The sequence below is a fragment of the Brevundimonas pondensis genome (assembly GCF_017487345.1).
GTDB lineage: Bacteria > Pseudomonadota > Alphaproteobacteria > Caulobacterales > Caulobacteraceae > Brevundimonas > Brevundimonas pondensis.
This window is the reverse complement of sequence record NZ_CP062006.1, coordinates 37098-50512: the sequence shown is the minus strand read 5'-3', so window position 1 is coordinate 50512 and position 13415 is coordinate 37098. Positions and strand designations below refer to the sequence as shown.

16 protein-coding genes are annotated in these 13415 nt (G+C 67.3%); 6 read left to right on the top strand and 10 right to left on the bottom strand.

Annotated elements, in window-relative coordinates:
• Positions 1-77: 77 nt before the first annotated feature.
• Together IFE19_RS00230 and IFE19_RS00225 are read right to left on the bottom strand one after the other, a co-directional pair.
• Entirely contained in the window at positions 78-590 is a 513-nt protein-coding gene (locus tag IFE19_RS00230) for an A24 family peptidase (protein ID WP_207824633.1), read from the bottom strand.
• Between the two features lie 147 nt (positions 591-737).
• Positions 738-917, bottom strand: coding sequence for a Flp family type IVb pilin (locus tag IFE19_RS00225; RefSeq protein ID WP_207824631.1), 180 nt, complete (start codon positions 915-917; stop codon positions 738-740).
• Positions 918-1204: 287 nt separating this feature from the next.
• Between IFE19_RS00225 and IFE19_RS00220 the strand changes: the two genes are divergently transcribed.
• From IFE19_RS00220 to IFE19_RS00210, 3 genes are all read left to right on the top strand, one after another.
• Positions 1205-1609 (top strand): pilus assembly protein N-terminal domain-containing protein, encoded by a 405-nt coding sequence (locus IFE19_RS00220; protein ID WP_207824629.1) that lies wholly within the window; start codon positions 1205-1207, stop codon positions 1607-1609.
• Positions 1610-1693: 84 nt separating this feature from the next.
• Positions 1694-2164, top strand: coding sequence for a TadE/TadG family type IV pilus assembly protein (locus IFE19_RS00215; protein ID WP_263972801.1), 471 nt, complete (start codon positions 1694-1696; stop codon positions 2162-2164).
• Positions 2161-2739 (top strand): TadE/TadG family type IV pilus assembly protein, encoded by a 579-nt coding sequence (locus IFE19_RS00210; protein ID WP_207824627.1) that lies wholly within the window; start codon positions 2161-2163, stop codon positions 2737-2739. The genes IFE19_RS00215 and IFE19_RS00210 overlap by 4 nt, the downstream gene beginning before the upstream one ends.
• On the opposite strand, the gene IFE19_RS00205 is transcribed toward IFE19_RS00210, so the two are convergent.
• From IFE19_RS00205 to IFE19_RS00190, 4 genes are read right to left on the bottom strand one after another with little or no spacing between them, the layout of a single operon-like run.
• Positions 2736-4058 carry an anthranilate synthase component I family protein gene (locus IFE19_RS00205; protein WP_207824625.1) on the bottom strand — a complete coding sequence of 441 codons (1323 nt, stop codon included), beginning with the start codon at positions 4056-4058 and terminating at the stop codon, positions 2736-2738. The genes IFE19_RS00210 and IFE19_RS00205 overlap by 4 nt on opposite strands.
• A complete protein-coding gene (locus tag IFE19_RS00200; RefSeq protein WP_207824623.1) occupies positions 4055-4831 on the bottom strand; it encodes a tyrosine-protein phosphatase in 777 nt (258 codons plus the stop codon). Before IFE19_RS00200 ends, IFE19_RS00205 begins: the two co-directional genes overlap by 4 nt.
• A gap of 33 nt (positions 4832-4864) precedes the next feature.
• Positions 4865-5191, bottom strand: a complete 327-nt coding sequence (locus IFE19_RS00195) for a winged helix-turn-helix domain-containing protein (RefSeq protein WP_207824622.1) — start codon at positions 5189-5191, stop codon at positions 4865-4867.
• The gene (locus IFE19_RS00190; protein ID WP_207824621.1) at positions 5191-5817 is read right to left on the bottom strand and encodes a hypothetical protein; all 627 of its coding nucleotides are present in this window, start codon (positions 5815-5817) and stop codon (positions 5191-5193) included. The genes IFE19_RS00195 and IFE19_RS00190 overlap by 1 nt, the downstream gene beginning before the upstream one ends.
• A gap of 101 nt (positions 5818-5918) precedes the next feature.
• Between IFE19_RS00190 and IFE19_RS00185 the strand changes: the two genes are divergently transcribed.
• The gene (locus IFE19_RS00185; RefSeq protein ID WP_207824620.1) at positions 5919-6665 is read left to right on the top strand and encodes an SAM-dependent methyltransferase; all 747 of its coding nucleotides are present in this window, start codon (positions 5919-5921) and stop codon (positions 6663-6665) included.
• 114 nt (positions 6666-6779) lie between these two features.
• Here the strand turns inward: IFE19_RS00185 and IFE19_RS00180 are convergent, their stop codons facing one another.
• Complete coding sequence (locus tag IFE19_RS00180) at positions 6780-8225, bottom strand: AMP nucleosidase (protein ID WP_207824619.1); 1446 nt, start codon at positions 8223-8225, stop codon at positions 6780-6782.
• A 110-nt stretch (positions 8226-8335) separates the two neighbouring features.
• Here IFE19_RS00180 and IFE19_RS00175 point away from each other — a divergent pair, with 110 nt between their 5' ends.
• Positions 8336-8863, top strand: a complete 528-nt coding sequence (locus IFE19_RS00175; protein ID WP_207824618.1) for an SRPBCC family protein — start codon at positions 8336-8338, stop codon at positions 8861-8863.
• On the opposite strand, the gene IFE19_RS00170 is transcribed toward IFE19_RS00175, so the two are convergent.
• The 3 genes from IFE19_RS00170 to IFE19_RS00160 all read right to left on the bottom strand — a co-directional run bounded on the left by IFE19_RS00170 (position 8860) and on the right by IFE19_RS00160 (position 12880).
• On the bottom strand, positions 8860-9510 hold the full coding sequence (locus IFE19_RS00170; RefSeq protein WP_207824617.1) for an alpha/beta hydrolase family protein: 651 nt from the start codon (positions 9508-9510) through the stop codon (positions 8860-8862). The two genes, IFE19_RS00175 and IFE19_RS00170, sit on opposite strands and share 4 nt — an antisense overlap.
• Before the next feature lie 113 nt (positions 9511-9623).
• A complete protein-coding gene (locus IFE19_RS00165) occupies positions 9624-10712 on the bottom strand; it encodes a PepSY-associated TM helix domain-containing protein (protein ID WP_207824616.1) in 1089 nt (362 codons plus the stop codon).
• Positions 10712-12880, bottom strand: coding sequence for a TonB-dependent receptor (locus IFE19_RS00160; protein WP_207824615.1), 2169 nt, complete (start codon positions 12878-12880; stop codon positions 10712-10714). The genes IFE19_RS00165 and IFE19_RS00160 overlap by 1 nt, the downstream gene beginning before the upstream one ends.
• Positions 12881-13082: 202 nt before the next feature.
• Here IFE19_RS00160 and IFE19_RS00155 point away from each other — a divergent pair, with 202 nt between their 5' ends.
• Positions 13083-13415, top strand: coding sequence for a hypothetical protein (locus tag IFE19_RS00155; protein ID WP_207824613.1), 333 nt, complete (start codon positions 13083-13085; stop codon positions 13413-13415).

Below are 13415 nucleotides of genomic sequence, written 5' to 3'. Positions count from 1 at the left end.
TCCCGATCCCTGCCGTTAACGATAGTGACGACCTTCGGTTAACGCGCCCCTAAGCGCCCACGAGCGCCTTGGCGTCGTCACCCGGCGGCGTAAGCCAGGGCCAGCGGACTGGACGAATAGGCCAGCAAGGCGCCGGCGGCGATGGCCACGCCATAAGGAATGTCGCCCTTGGGCGCCATCAGCCGCGACACCCAGCCCGGGGCGCCCAGGGCGTAGACCTGGAACTGGCGACGCGCCATCAGCAGGATCAGACAGAGCCCGCCGCCAGCCACGGCCGTAAAGAGGACAAAGGGCAGAAGGCCGGAAAGGCCCAGCCACAGGCTCACCGCCGCCATCAGCTTGGCGTCGCCGCCGCCGATCCAGTTGAGGGCGAACATGCCTGCGCCAACCACCACGGCGCCCAGAGCCACGCCGACGCAAACCGCAGTCGTGGACAGCGGCAGACCCAGAACCAGGGCGGCCGGGAAAAAGCCGAGGATCAGCAGACCCGACAGCCAGTTGGGAATCTTCATGGTCGTCAGATCATGCAGACCGGCGACGATCACCAGAACCGGCATGACGCCGAGCAGGACGAGGCTGAGTTCATTCATGACCTGAACCTGCCCCGACAACCTTTAAAGGCGGGTTTCCTCGTGATCCGAATGCAGAACGACGGGACACGGGGCCTGCACGCAAAGAAAGTGGCCGGGGCGCATGCGCCCCGGCCACTTCTGTCTCAGAAACCTGAGTCTTGCGACTTAGGAAGCGGCGGTGCCGCCGAGGTCGGTCGCAACCTTGTTGAAGGTGCCGACCAGGCCGCCCTTGACGGCGCCCAGAGCACCGATGATGGCGACAGCGATCAGAGCGGCGATCAGACCGTATTCGATGGCCGTGGCGCCCGATTCGTCTTTGGCGAAGCGATTGATGAAGTTACGCATGATTAGATTCCTTCGTTTTCTAAGCGAGCAACAGTTTCCACCATCAGGGTCACCGGTTTGCCCGCTTGACCCCCGTTTGCATGTGAACAATGCACCGACGATCATTAAGGCTGAGTAAAACGAAACAGCAGATCGAAATTTATTGTTGGTTACTGAGCGTTTACTATAATTTCCCTTTTCACCGCACAGTAGCCAGGCCTTCAGGAAATCTTGATCTTTGAGGGCGACCTTTCGCGCTCAGCGCTCGCGCGCGCATTCCATTCTTCCGTCACCGGAGCCGCCCGATCATGTTCCGATCCCTGCCAAGAACCGTCGCCGTCCTGCTTGCGGCCAGCGGCCTCGCTGTCGGCGTCACAGGCGCCGCCCTGGCGCAGTCCCGCCCTCTGAATATCGAGGTGGACCGCTCGACGCGGGTGCAGCTTCGCGCTCCGGCCGGTTCGGTCATCGTGGCCAACCCCAAGATCGCCGACGTCACTGTGGTCGACGCCAACACCCTGTTCATCACCGGCAAGGGTTATGGCGTGACCGATATCGTGGCGGTGGACGCCTTGGGCCGCCCCCTGTTCCAGAGCCAGGTCGTGGTGAGCGCCGGCTCGACCGGCTCGGTGCGCGTATGGCGCGGCGCCCAGGCGACCGAGATGGCTTGCGGAACCAGCTGCTCGCCCAGCGTCCGCACCCCTTCGGCGCCCTGACCAATGATGCGCCCGTTCCGCTGCGACAAGAGGCGCCCTGCGCACGCGCGGCGGTCGACTCGCGTGAGAGAAGGCTCCACGGCCGTGGAATTCGCCCTGGTCGCCCTGCCCTTCTTTCTGATGCTGTTCGCCATACTCGAAATCGGTCTGGTCCTTCTGCTCGATGCTGTGGCCGAAACGGCGACCGCCGACATGGGCCGACTGGTCCGCACCGGTCAGGCCCAGCAGCAGGCCATGACGCCCGCGCTGATGAAGCAAAGGTTCTGCGCCCGGATGAGCGTCTTCTCCGGCGACTGCCCGACGCGCTCCTATATTGATGTCCGGGTGGTCGATAATTTCACCAATCCCCTGGTGCCCGACCCGACGGCGTCGGGCACGTTCGACGAAACCAAGCTGACCTTCCAGCCCGGCAGAGCGGGCGATCTGGTGCTGGTTCGCATCTGGTACGCCCAGCCGATCGCCACCCCCTTCCTGTCGCAGGCCCTGTCGAAGATGAGCGACAAGAAAGTGCTGCTCAGCACCACCCTGGCCTTCCGCAACGAGCCCTATCAATGATCCGGCGTGGTTTTTCCCGGCGTGGGCGACGCCCCCGCTTTCTGGGGCGCCTGATCGCCGACAGGCGCGGCGTCTCGGCGATCGAGTTCGCCCTGCTCGCCCCGATCATGCTGCTGATCTATCTCGGCCTGGTCGAGTTCAGTCAGGCCTACATGGCTGAACGTCGAACTGGGCATACGGCGGCCATGGTCGCCGACCTGGTGGCCCAGAGCGACACCACCAACCGCGCCGAGATCGACCGCATCTTCGCCATCGGGCGCATGATCATGAAGCCCTTCCCCGAGGCAGAGTTGTCGGTGCGCGTCTCCAGCATCAACGTCAACGCCGCAGGCGTGGCGACGATCGGCTGGAGCCGAGGAAAAGGCGACCTGACAGCCAGGACCAAGAACGCCCCCTACCCCGATCTTCCGCCTGGGCTGGTCGAGGCCAATACGCCGCAAAGCCTGATCCTCGGCGAAACGAAGTTCAAGTACACGTCGCCGTTCAGCCACGCGATCAAACAATCCATCACCTTCACGCGCAGCTATTATTTGCGACCGCGCACAGTCGACACGGTGACCTGCGCCGACTGCTAGGCGCCGGTCAGGGCCTCCTTCAACGCCCGGATCTTGGCCTCGGTCTCCTCTCGCTCATCTCGTGGATCGCTGTCGGCGACGATGCCGGCCCCCGCCTGGCCCCGCCAGGACCAGCCAGCCCCGTCCCGCACGAAGGCCGCCGTTCGGATCAGCACAGAGGCCGTCAGCCTCTGATCGCCCGCGAGCCCGAGGCCGAACAGGGAGCCGCACCAGGGCCCGCGGGGGGCTTCATGGCCGGCGATGACCTTCATGGCCTGATGCTTGGGCGCGCCGGTGATCGAACCGGGTGGAAAGGTCGCCTCCAGCACATCGGCGACGTCCACGTCGGGCCGAGCGGTGGCCGTCACCGTTGAGACCAGATGATGCACGGTCGGGTGGCTCTCGACCTCGAACAGGCGCTCGACCCGGACCGTGCCGGGCGTCGCCGCCCGCGCCAGGTCGTTGCGCATCAGATCGACGATCATCAGGTTCTCGGCCCGGTCCTTGGCGCTGGCGGTCAAGGCGGCGGCCAGTTCGATGTCGCGCGCCGGATCGTCATGGCGCGGCCGCGTGCCCTTGATCGGCCGGGTCTCGATGCGGCCCGACACGGCGTCAAAGGTCAGGAACAGTTCCGGCGAGTTGGACACCAGGGCCCGCTCGCCCATTCGCCAGAAGGCGCCATAGGCCGCGCCGCGCTCCGCCGACAATCGCGCGAAGACCTCGAAGGGATCGCGCCCGGCCTGCAAACGCCCGCTCCATGCACGGGCGATGTTGGCCTGAAACAGCTCCCCCGCCGCGATACGCGCCACGACGTCGGCCACCGCGGCCTCATAGGCTTCGGGCGCCGCCTCGCCCGTGAAGTCCCCTGCGGGTGCGGACGGGATCACAGGTTCGAGCGCCTCGACCAGCCAGCTCTCGGCGCGCCGGGCTTGAGCCCCTGCGTCCGCCGTGTCTGCGCCTCGCCCCACGGCAAGGACTTCACCCGTCGCATGGTCAAAGGCCAGGAGGGCGGAATAGCGGGCCAGCATCAGATCGGGCCAGACCTCGCCCCGGCGTCCGGTCGCCGGTCGCGCCCCGGCGTCATAGCTCATCAACCCGACCACGCCGCCGCCCGAGAAGTCCGTGTGACGCAGAGCCTTGAAGGCCTCCCCGTCGTCGACCGGACCGACCAGAATCCGGTCCGGCTCGCAGCCGACGAAGGACCAGCGCCCGCCGTGTGCGCCGGGATCGCCCGCCCCGGCCAGCAGGGCCAGGGCGCCTTCTCGCCGGTTCAGTCCGGCGGCGACGGCCAATGGCTCGCACCAGTCCAGCGTCCGGATATGCACGACCGGCAGCTTCATGCCGTCAACCGCGCCCGGATGCGCCCGGCCAAAGCGATGTCCACGCCCAGAGCCTGCTCCAGATAGGCCGCAATCGAACCGTATCGCGCCGCGATTTCCTTGAAGGCCCCATCCAGATAGTCGGCCTCGACGCCGAGGAAGGCGACCACCGCGCCGTGCGAGGCGGGACGCCCGGTCATCTCGGTCAGCTTCCTGGCGATATCCCCGGCCCGCCCTTCCAAATCGACCGCGACATTGGTCAGCAGATAGTCGGCGATCAGGTCCTCGCGCGACACGCCCAGCAGAGTGTGGGTCAGGGCCGCCAGCAGTCCGGTGCGGTCCTTGCCCGCCGCGCAGTGGATCAGCACGGGGCCGTCTCGGTCGGCCAGGGCGCGGAAGTAGCGGCTGAACAGATCGATATGAGCCGGCTCGAACGGGAGGCGGCGATAGGTGTCGGTCATGAAGGCGCGGCCGGACGCCTCGGTCAGGTCAGCGGTCTTCAGGAAGGTGATGTGCGGGGCCTCGCCGCCGTCGTCATGGGCGCTCTCGATCACCTGCCCGACCCAGTTTTCAGGTCGACGCGACGGCTGGGCCCGGCGCTCGCCGGGGCGGCGCAGATCGACCACGACCGCCAGGTTCAACGCCGCCAGCTGCGCCAGATCGGCCTCGGTAGCCTTGGCCTGATGGGCCGAGCGATACAGGCGCCCGCGCGCGATCCGGGTGTCGCCTGCGGCGTAGTCGCCGTAGTCGCGGAAGTTGTCGATGGCCTGGAAAGGCGGAAGGCGGTCGCTCATGACCGCCTTCCTTAGACTATTCACCGATCAAGGCTACCGGGCGCCGACCAGACCGGACATGGCGTCCAGATAGGCGACGAAGGCGTCGCGCCCGGCCTCGGTCATGGTCGCCCGCGTCAGGGGCTTTCGGCCCTGAAAACTCTTGGTCACCTCGACGAAACCCGCTTCCTCGAGCTTCCTCAGGTGGACCGACAGATTACCGTCCGTGGCCTGAAGCCGGGTCTTCAGCTCGTTGAAGTCGGCGGTCCCGACGCCAGACAGATAGGCCATGATCCCCAGACGCACCCGACCATGGATGACCTCGTCGATGCGGCCGATGTCGAAGTCTTCAGCCGCATCTCCAGCCGTAGCGGAGGCCATCAGATCACCTCCGACGGTTCCTGACGCACCAGCAGGACGCCAGGCAGCAGGGCGAACAGGAACAGGCCCGCTGCATAGCCCAGCCACATCAGCGGACTGCCCGTCAGGAAGGCGATCAGGGGCGCGGCGATCCAACAAGCGATGGCCAGCTTCCACTGCCACTTCTGATCGCTCATCGCCGCCGACACCGCCCAACCCGAGCCATAGAGGGCGAAGATCAGCGACGGAAAGAGCATGAATGCTACTTCGCTCCCCGTCTTCCAACTGACCACCGACATCCCCAGGGCCATAACGAAGATGGCCAGACCGACTCCCATCCAACCGGCGCCCGCCGCCCGGTTGGCGACCGACTGCGCACCGGGCCGCCCGCCGGTGCGGCGGATCTGCAGCATAAGCACCACAGCGAAGATCAGCCCCGCGCCGCCCCACAAGAAGGCATAGGCGACAGGCGGCAAAGCGAGGATTCCGCTGTCGATGCCGTAGGCGACGATCGACGCCAGGCCGAAGATCAGGCCGGCGGCGATCAGGATGGACCCACCCAGCAACGGGGCCTGCCGCCCTTCCTGGGCCAGGGCCTTCATATAGGCGATGTCGTCGTGGACGGACTGCACTTGGTCGCGGGTCATGGCGTCTCTCCCTGCCTGTTGTTTGGATAGTGCGACAAGAACTTTGTGTTGTAAAGTTCTTATTTCGAGACGAGGCGCGCGACGCATTTTAGCCCTTGGCCATGCGCGTCGCCTTTCATCACATCGCCTATCAGCCCCTGGCCGTCTGCAACGCCCTGTCTATGGCGCGGCTGGAGGCGACCGTCAGGCGCGCAGGGCTGAAAGCCGAAGCTCGCGTCCTGGACATCGGCTGCGCCTATGGCGAGGTGTCGATCCATCTGGCGCGCACCTTCGACGCCCGTCTGACGGCGGTCGAGCTGGACCCGGTCATGGCCGCAGGCGCCGAGGCGCGCATCCAGACCGCAGGCCTGTCGGAGCGGATCGAGGTCCGTCGCGAGACCTCGACGATGACCCTGGCGACCCTGCCCGCCTTCGACCTGATCCTGGCCATCGGCTCGACCGAACCGGCGGGCAAGGGATTGCGCGACCCCGCCGATGTCTTCGCCGCCCTGACCGAACACCTGACGCCGGGCGGCGCGCTTCTCTGGGGCGACCTGTTCTGGAAGCAAGAACCTCCCGCGCCCCTTCGGCAGTTGGTCGAGACCGGCGGCTACTACGTCACTCACGACGCGCTGCAAGCGGCGGCGCGCGAGGCGGGACTGACCGTCGTCTCGGCCGAGATCAGCGACGAGGCCGAATGGGCCGTCTATCGCACGGCGATGGAGACGGCGATCACCGACTGGCTGGACACCCACCCCGACCACGCCGACGCGCCGTCGGTCGCGGCCACCGCGCACCGCATCAAGATGATGCTCGATTTCGGCGCGCCCTACCTCGGCTTCGGCCTCTACCTGTTCAGGAAGGGCTGACACCCAGCAGAAAAGGGCGCCCGGGAATCCCGAGCGCCCTCTCATTTCATCGTCGTCTTGCGCGCAAACAGCGCCTCAACAGCCCTAAAGTAGCGCGAAACGCGATAGGCCCGCTTATCTGAAAGGCGGCTCGTCGAAGGCGCGCAGCTTGCGGGAATGCAGCCTGGCGCCCTCGGCGCGCAGCAGGTCGACCGCCTGGATGCCGATCTGCAGGTGTTCCGAGATCGAGCCTTCGTAGAAGCGGTTGGCCTGGCCCGGCAGCTTGATCTCGCCGTGCAGCGGCTTGTCCGAGACGCAGAGCAGGGTCCCGTAGGGCACCCGGAAGCGATAGCCCTGGGCGGCGATGGTGGCGCTTTCCATGTCGATGGCGACGGCGCGGCTCTGGTTGAAGCGCAGGGCCGACTTGGAATAGCGCAGCTCCCAGTTGCGGTCGTCAGTGGTGACCACGGTGCCGGTGCGCAGCCGCTTCTTGACCTCTTCACCCGGCGCGCCCGAGACCAGCTTGGTGGCGTCGTAAAGGGCGCGCTGGACTTCGGCGATCGACGGGATCGGAATGTCGGCGGGCAGGACCGCGTCCAGCACGTGGTCGTCGCGCAGATAGGCGTGGGCCAGGACGTAATCGCCGATGGTCTGGCTGGCGCGCAGGCCGCCGCAGTGGCCGATCATCATCCAGGCGTGCGGCCGGGTGACGGCCAGGTGGTCGCAGATGGTCTTGGCGTTCGACGGCCCGACCCCGATGTTGACCAGGGTGATGCCCTGACCGTCCGGCCGCGTCAGGTGATAGGCGGGCATCTGATGCCGGCGCCAGGCCGCGTCCATGATGGCGACTTCCGGATTCGGCGTGGCGCGATCGATGATGACGCCGCCAGCACAGGACAGGGTCTCATAGGGGCTGTCCGCATCGGCCAACTGGGCGCAGGCCCAGCGCACGAACTCGTCGACATAGCGATGATAGTTGGTGAACAGCACATAGGACTGCACGTCCTCGACCGGGGTGCCGGTGTAGTGCCGCAGGCGCGCCAACGAGAAGTCGGTCCGCAGGCCGTCGAACTGGGCCAGGGGGAAGTCCTCGCCCGGCTCGAACAGGCCGTCGGAAATCTCGTCGCCGATGTGGGCCAGGTCGGTAGTCGGGAACCAGCGCGCGATGGCCGCCGTCATGGAGCTGTCCAGCGCCACGCCGGAACCATCCAGCACATAGGGGAAGGGGATTTCCTGATCCGACGGCTCGACCGTGATCGTGGCGCCGTACTCGGTCGCCAGCAGGCTCAGCTGTTCCAGCAGATAGTCGCGGTACAGGTCAGGCCGGGTGACGGTGGTCGTATAGACGCCGGGGCGCGACAGGCGGGCGAAGGCTCGCGTTTCCAAGTCCTGAGGCCGGTCGCCGAACCAGCTGACGGTCAGTCGGGGATAGGCGAACAGGCCGGCGGCCCGGGCCTCGGCGTCGGCGCGCTCGCCGGTTTCGAGGAAGCGCTTCACTGCGGCTCGCAGATTGGCGACGGATTGATTGTAGAGGGTTTCGAGGCGGTCCAGCGCCGCCTGGGGGGTCATCTTGTCTGTCATGACTTCCTCTAGCCGAAAACCGTGACCATGGCGAGACGGGGGAAACACAAGGACACGACTGTTGACCGGAAGCGGCGGTTGGCGTTCCGCTGTCGTCAGGAGGACACCCCATGATGAGACGCCTGATCTTCGCCGCCGTCGCCCTGTCGGCGTTGACCGCCGCGCCCGCTTACGCCGAGGTGAAATCGGCGACGCCCGGCGGGTTCGAAGTCGGCGGCGCGGTCGCCATCAAGGCCCCGCCCGCCCGCGTCTGGGCCGTGTTGACCGCGCCCGACGCCTGGTGGAGCCGCGACCACCGCTGGTTCAGGAACTCGACCCTGTCGTTCGACCTCGCTCCCGGCGGCTGCTGGTGCGAGACGGCGGCGGACGGCCGCGTCTCCCGCCATCTGGAAACGGCCCTGGTCGAACCGGGATCGAAACTGGTCCTGCGCGGAGGGCTGGGGCCGCTGCAGGGGCAGGGCGCAAGCGGCGGCCTGACCTTCGACATCAAGGCCGAAGGCGAAGGCAGCGTCCTGAACTGGTCCTACATCGTGGGCGGGTACACGCCGGGCGGTCTGGAGAACTGGGCGACGCCGGTCGATGGCGTCCTGTCGGCGCAACTGGCCAATCTGAAAACGCGCGTTGAGGCCGCCGACTAGGCTAGTTCGCGGCTGAAGAAGGCTATCGCGGCCTCCGTCAGTCTTGCCTGGCGGGGCTCGACCAGGCTCTGGACCCGGCCGCCGACCGCCTCGATCCGGGATGTCAGCAGGGTCGCGGCCTGATCTCGCCCGCCCAGCCAGAGCGGCGCGGCGTCGGCCCGGACATAGGCCTCGGGTCGGGTCGCGGTCAGGTCGCGCCTCGTCGCTGACGGCCGCTCCAGCGCCCCCGCAGCCCGGATCAGTTCGGGTCGCCCCAGGGCGGCCATGTAGCGCCGATCCAGAGCGAGCATCAGGGCGACGTCCGCGCTATCCCCCAGACCCAGAACGCCCAGCCGCGCCGGATCGCCGCCGAACCCCGACGCCCGATCCGCGACCCAGGCGGTCGCGAGGGCGGCGTCCGCGATCACCAGCGCCTCAGGACCGCGCATCGTCCGCAGGTCCGCCAGGGCGATGACGAAGCCGCGTCGCGCCAGCCGCCGCGCGGTCCGACGCCCCTCGCCGCGCCCGTCATCGAATAGCATCAGCAACGGCCGCCCCGTCGCGCCCTGAAGGGCGTACATCTCGACCGTCTGGCGCGGATCGAGGCCATAGCGCAGCTTTGCGCCTTCGCGCCCGGCCGCCCATGCCCCGTCGCGCGGCGCGGCCATGAGTCCGCCGAGCAGAGAGAGGAAAAGGCCTCGTCGGGTCATGACGCTCCGGCGAAATAGGAAGCCCCCTTATCGCCACAGACCGCGCTTCGCTCAACCGCCCCGCTTCATCGTCAGACCTTGCGCGCCGGCGGTCGTCGCCGTCTCGGCAGACCGCTGGGATTGCCCCAGAAGGTGAAGACGGCCAGCGAGCCCAGCAGTGTCAGGGCCACGCCCGAAGCCGCGACCACAAGACGATAGGCCAGGCCGCCGACCTTGGCCGCATGGATGGGATACTGGGCGTTGGCCACCCGCAACCCCAGAGGCAGGGTCAGGGCGTCGCGCGTCCCGACGATGCGGCCGTCGGCCGGGTCGAACCAGACCTGGGTCCGGCCATTGGGCAGCCACTCCGCCGCCCGCCGCATCCGAAGGCTGATCAGCCCTCCCGGCTTGGTCGGCAGGGACAGGATGCGCAACTCGGCGTCAGGAAAGCGGCCTTGCGCCTCGGCCATCATGGCGGGCCAGTCCAGATCCGGCGACAGGGCGCCGCCTTCATGCTTCGGTGCGGCCATGACCGCCTTAAGATCCTTGCCCGGCGACAGGGCCATGGCCAGACCCTCGTAGAGCGGCAAGGCCAGAATCGCCCCGGTCGTCAGGACCACCGCCAGCATCGGGGCGCTCCACACCCCCAGGTCACGGTGATGCTTGACGATCCCCGCCCGTTTCCAGGTCTTCGGCAGGACGGCGAAGACGAAGGTCCGCCGCGTCGGCCACCACAGGATCAGCCCGGTGATCACGAAGCCCAGACCCGCCAGACCCGCGATCCCGGCGATGGTCTTTCCGACATCGCCGATCAGCAGATAGTGATGCAGGTCGAACAGCCACAGTTCGGGCCGCGCCCACAGGCTGTCCCAGCGGGCCACCACCTGACCCGCCTGGGTCGCATAGGCGCCCCGCGTCTTGTCCTCATAGTTCAGGCGGTGAACGCCCAACCGATCGTCCGCCAGGATGACCGAACGCGGCCGATCAGGCGCCGAGAAGGCCCGATCCAGCGCCGCGCCGATCAGCTCGGGGTCCGAAACCCGCGCCTCAGCGGCGTGGGGCACGACGGCGCGCAGCCAGTCGTCCTTGAACACCAGAACGGTTCCGGTCAGCCCCAGGACGAACAACAGCAGGCCGATCAGCCCCCCGGTCCAGCGATGCGCCAGTCGGACCAGACGCATCAGAAGCGACGGTCCCACCCGAGGGTGAAGGAACGGCCCCGCCCGGCGAAGTAGCGCAGGTTGTCGGTCGGATTGCTGGTGTCGGAGCTATAGGTCACATAGTCCTCGTTGAAGAGGTTCTGCACCGCCAGCGACACTCCGCCGAAGGCGAAGTCGTAGCGCAGATAGGCGTCGGCCACGGTGTAGCCTTCGAAATTGTTGCGCGCGTCGCCGCCTTCGAAGTCCCGCGCCAGATAGGCCTGGACCTGCAGACGCGCCGACAGGGGTCCGTTGGCGTAGACCGCCGCCGCATTGATCCGGTCCGGCGAGATATTGGCCCCGTCCAGATCGCGATCCACCCGACCGTCGTCATTGGTGTCGGTCTGACCGCGCAGGCGAGCATAGCCGGTCGAGACCGTCAGCCCCTCGATCGGGGTGCGGGCGCGCAGGTTCAGCTCCAGCCCCTCGATCTCGACCGCCTGCCTCTGGACGTCATAGACGCCGTCAGGGTTGCGAACGAGGAACTGCCCCAGGTCCGACGAGGACCAGAAATAGGTCGCGCCGGCCTCGAACGGCCCGCGTTTCACCTCCAGGCCGATTTCCTGATTGTCCGAAACCACCGGACTGATGTCGAGGAAGCTGTCGACCTTGACGCCATCGACATTGATCGAACGCAGGATACGGCCCACGTCCGGCACGGTGTAGCCCTCGGCATAGCTGGCGTAGGCCCGCACCCCGTCCAGCGGCTCATAGACCACCCCGCCGTTGACCAGGGTGGCCTCGAACTTGGGCGTGCCGCCCGTCACCCGACGCGAGCCGTAAGAGGCCAGGGTGGTGAAGTCGTTGACCGACAGTTCGACGTTTTCCTGACGCACGCCCCCAGCCAGGCGCACCTTGCCGTCGAACAGGCGCATGTTGGCCTGAACGAAGGGGGCGACGCTCTGGAACTCGGTCGGCGGCACCCAGGCGCGGTTGGTGGCGATCAGAAGCTGTTCGGTGCGGTCCTTCATCGCGTCCAGACCCAGGGTCGCGGTCAGACCCGGCACGCCCGGAACGGCCCGTTCATAGCTGGCCCGCGCGCCCAGCTTGCGCGAGCGGTTCGACGACTGGTCGAACAGGGCGCCGATCGGGGCGATGCTGGCGTCCTGCATGGTGGCGGAGCGGTCGCCGCCGAAGGTGTCGCGCGTGCGGTTGAAGAAGACCTGGGCGCTGAAGTCGCCGCCCCACAGGTCGCTGTCGGTCAGAGAGGCCGAGACCGTCTCGACCCGGTTGCCGGCGGGCTCGCCCTCGATCTGGCCGCGCTCGCTGGTGGCCGGACGGCCGATGCTGCGATCGCCAGGGGCACGGACATAGTCGCCGTCGCCCTTCAGTTCGAAGCGGTTGGCCAGCAGGTCCAGCCTCACCGTGTCCGTCAGGTTCCAGCCGAACCGGCCAAAGAAGGACAGGGCCTGGGAATCCTGCACCTCGCCCTGGGTGTTGTCGACGCCGACCCGGCGGCCGTTGGCGTCATAGAAGGCGCCGCGCTGGTCATAGGCCACGCCGAAGACGCCGTCGAAATCACCATGGCGATAGGCGGCCAGACCGCCCAGCTTGGCCCCGATCCCGTCGCCTTCCGGTCCGCCCGAGCTGGACACCTGGGCCAGCATCCGGCCTGTCAGACCGTCTTCGGTCGGCGCCCCGACCGTCACCTGATTGACCACGCCGCCGGTGGCGCCGATGCCCTGCAGGGCGTTGGAGCCGTAGATCAGCTCGACCCGGTCCACGAAGAAGGGGTCGATCGTATAGCCGTCGCGCGACCCGTCGCGAATGGGGGTCGACTGCGGGATGCCGTTGATGGCGAACAGGGGCGAGCGCCCGCGCAGGCTCTCGCCCGAGCCGGTCAGCTTTTGCCGCGTCGGCGAGAAGGACGGCGACAGGGTCGCGACCGCATCGATCACCGAGCCGCTGATGGCCACCTGTTCCGACAGGGCCTTGCGGTCGATCACGTCCACCGTCATCGGCAGGGCGCTGGCTGGCAGGATGGTCCGCGCCGCCGTCACCACCACCTCCGCCACCGTGCTGACCTCGGGCTCCTGCCGCGTCGCCTGGGCGGCGGCGGTCGAGGCGAAGGCGGTCCCGGCCAGCAGGGTCGAGACGACGACAAGGCCGGACGATCGGCGCAGCGACAGGGCGGGCGAGGCGAAGGGCATGAGGGGGAGGCTCCAGAAGAAGGCCTCGCGCTTAAATGCAATTGCGAGCGATTTGCAACACAAAACCGCCCTGCCCGACGTCGCGTCGCGTTTCGACGTCACGATTCACTCATCGATTTGTCGTAAAATATTTACATTGAGAAAATTGAGCGCATAATTCGATCTGAGTCCGGAGCGAATTCCGGACGAGGGAGGATATCGCATGCGCCTGATCGCCGTCGCCGTCTCGACCCTGCTGCTCGCCGGAGCCGCGCCTGCCCTGGCTCAAAGCCCGGAGCAGAGTCCGCAGAGCCAGAGGCCGCAGCCGACGCGCGTCTCGGCCGTCCAGTCGCAGCGCGTGGTGCTGATCTGCGAGAGCGACGCCGCTACTCGCACCGCCTTCACCCGCCAATACGGCGCTGAGCCGGTCTTCCTGACCGCGCGCGAAGCCATCGAAGCCAAGACGGTCGGACAGACCTGGGCCACGCCCCGCTGCATGACCGAGCGCGAGCATGGCCGCTATGTCCAACTGACCCAGGCCTACGCCGCGCACTAG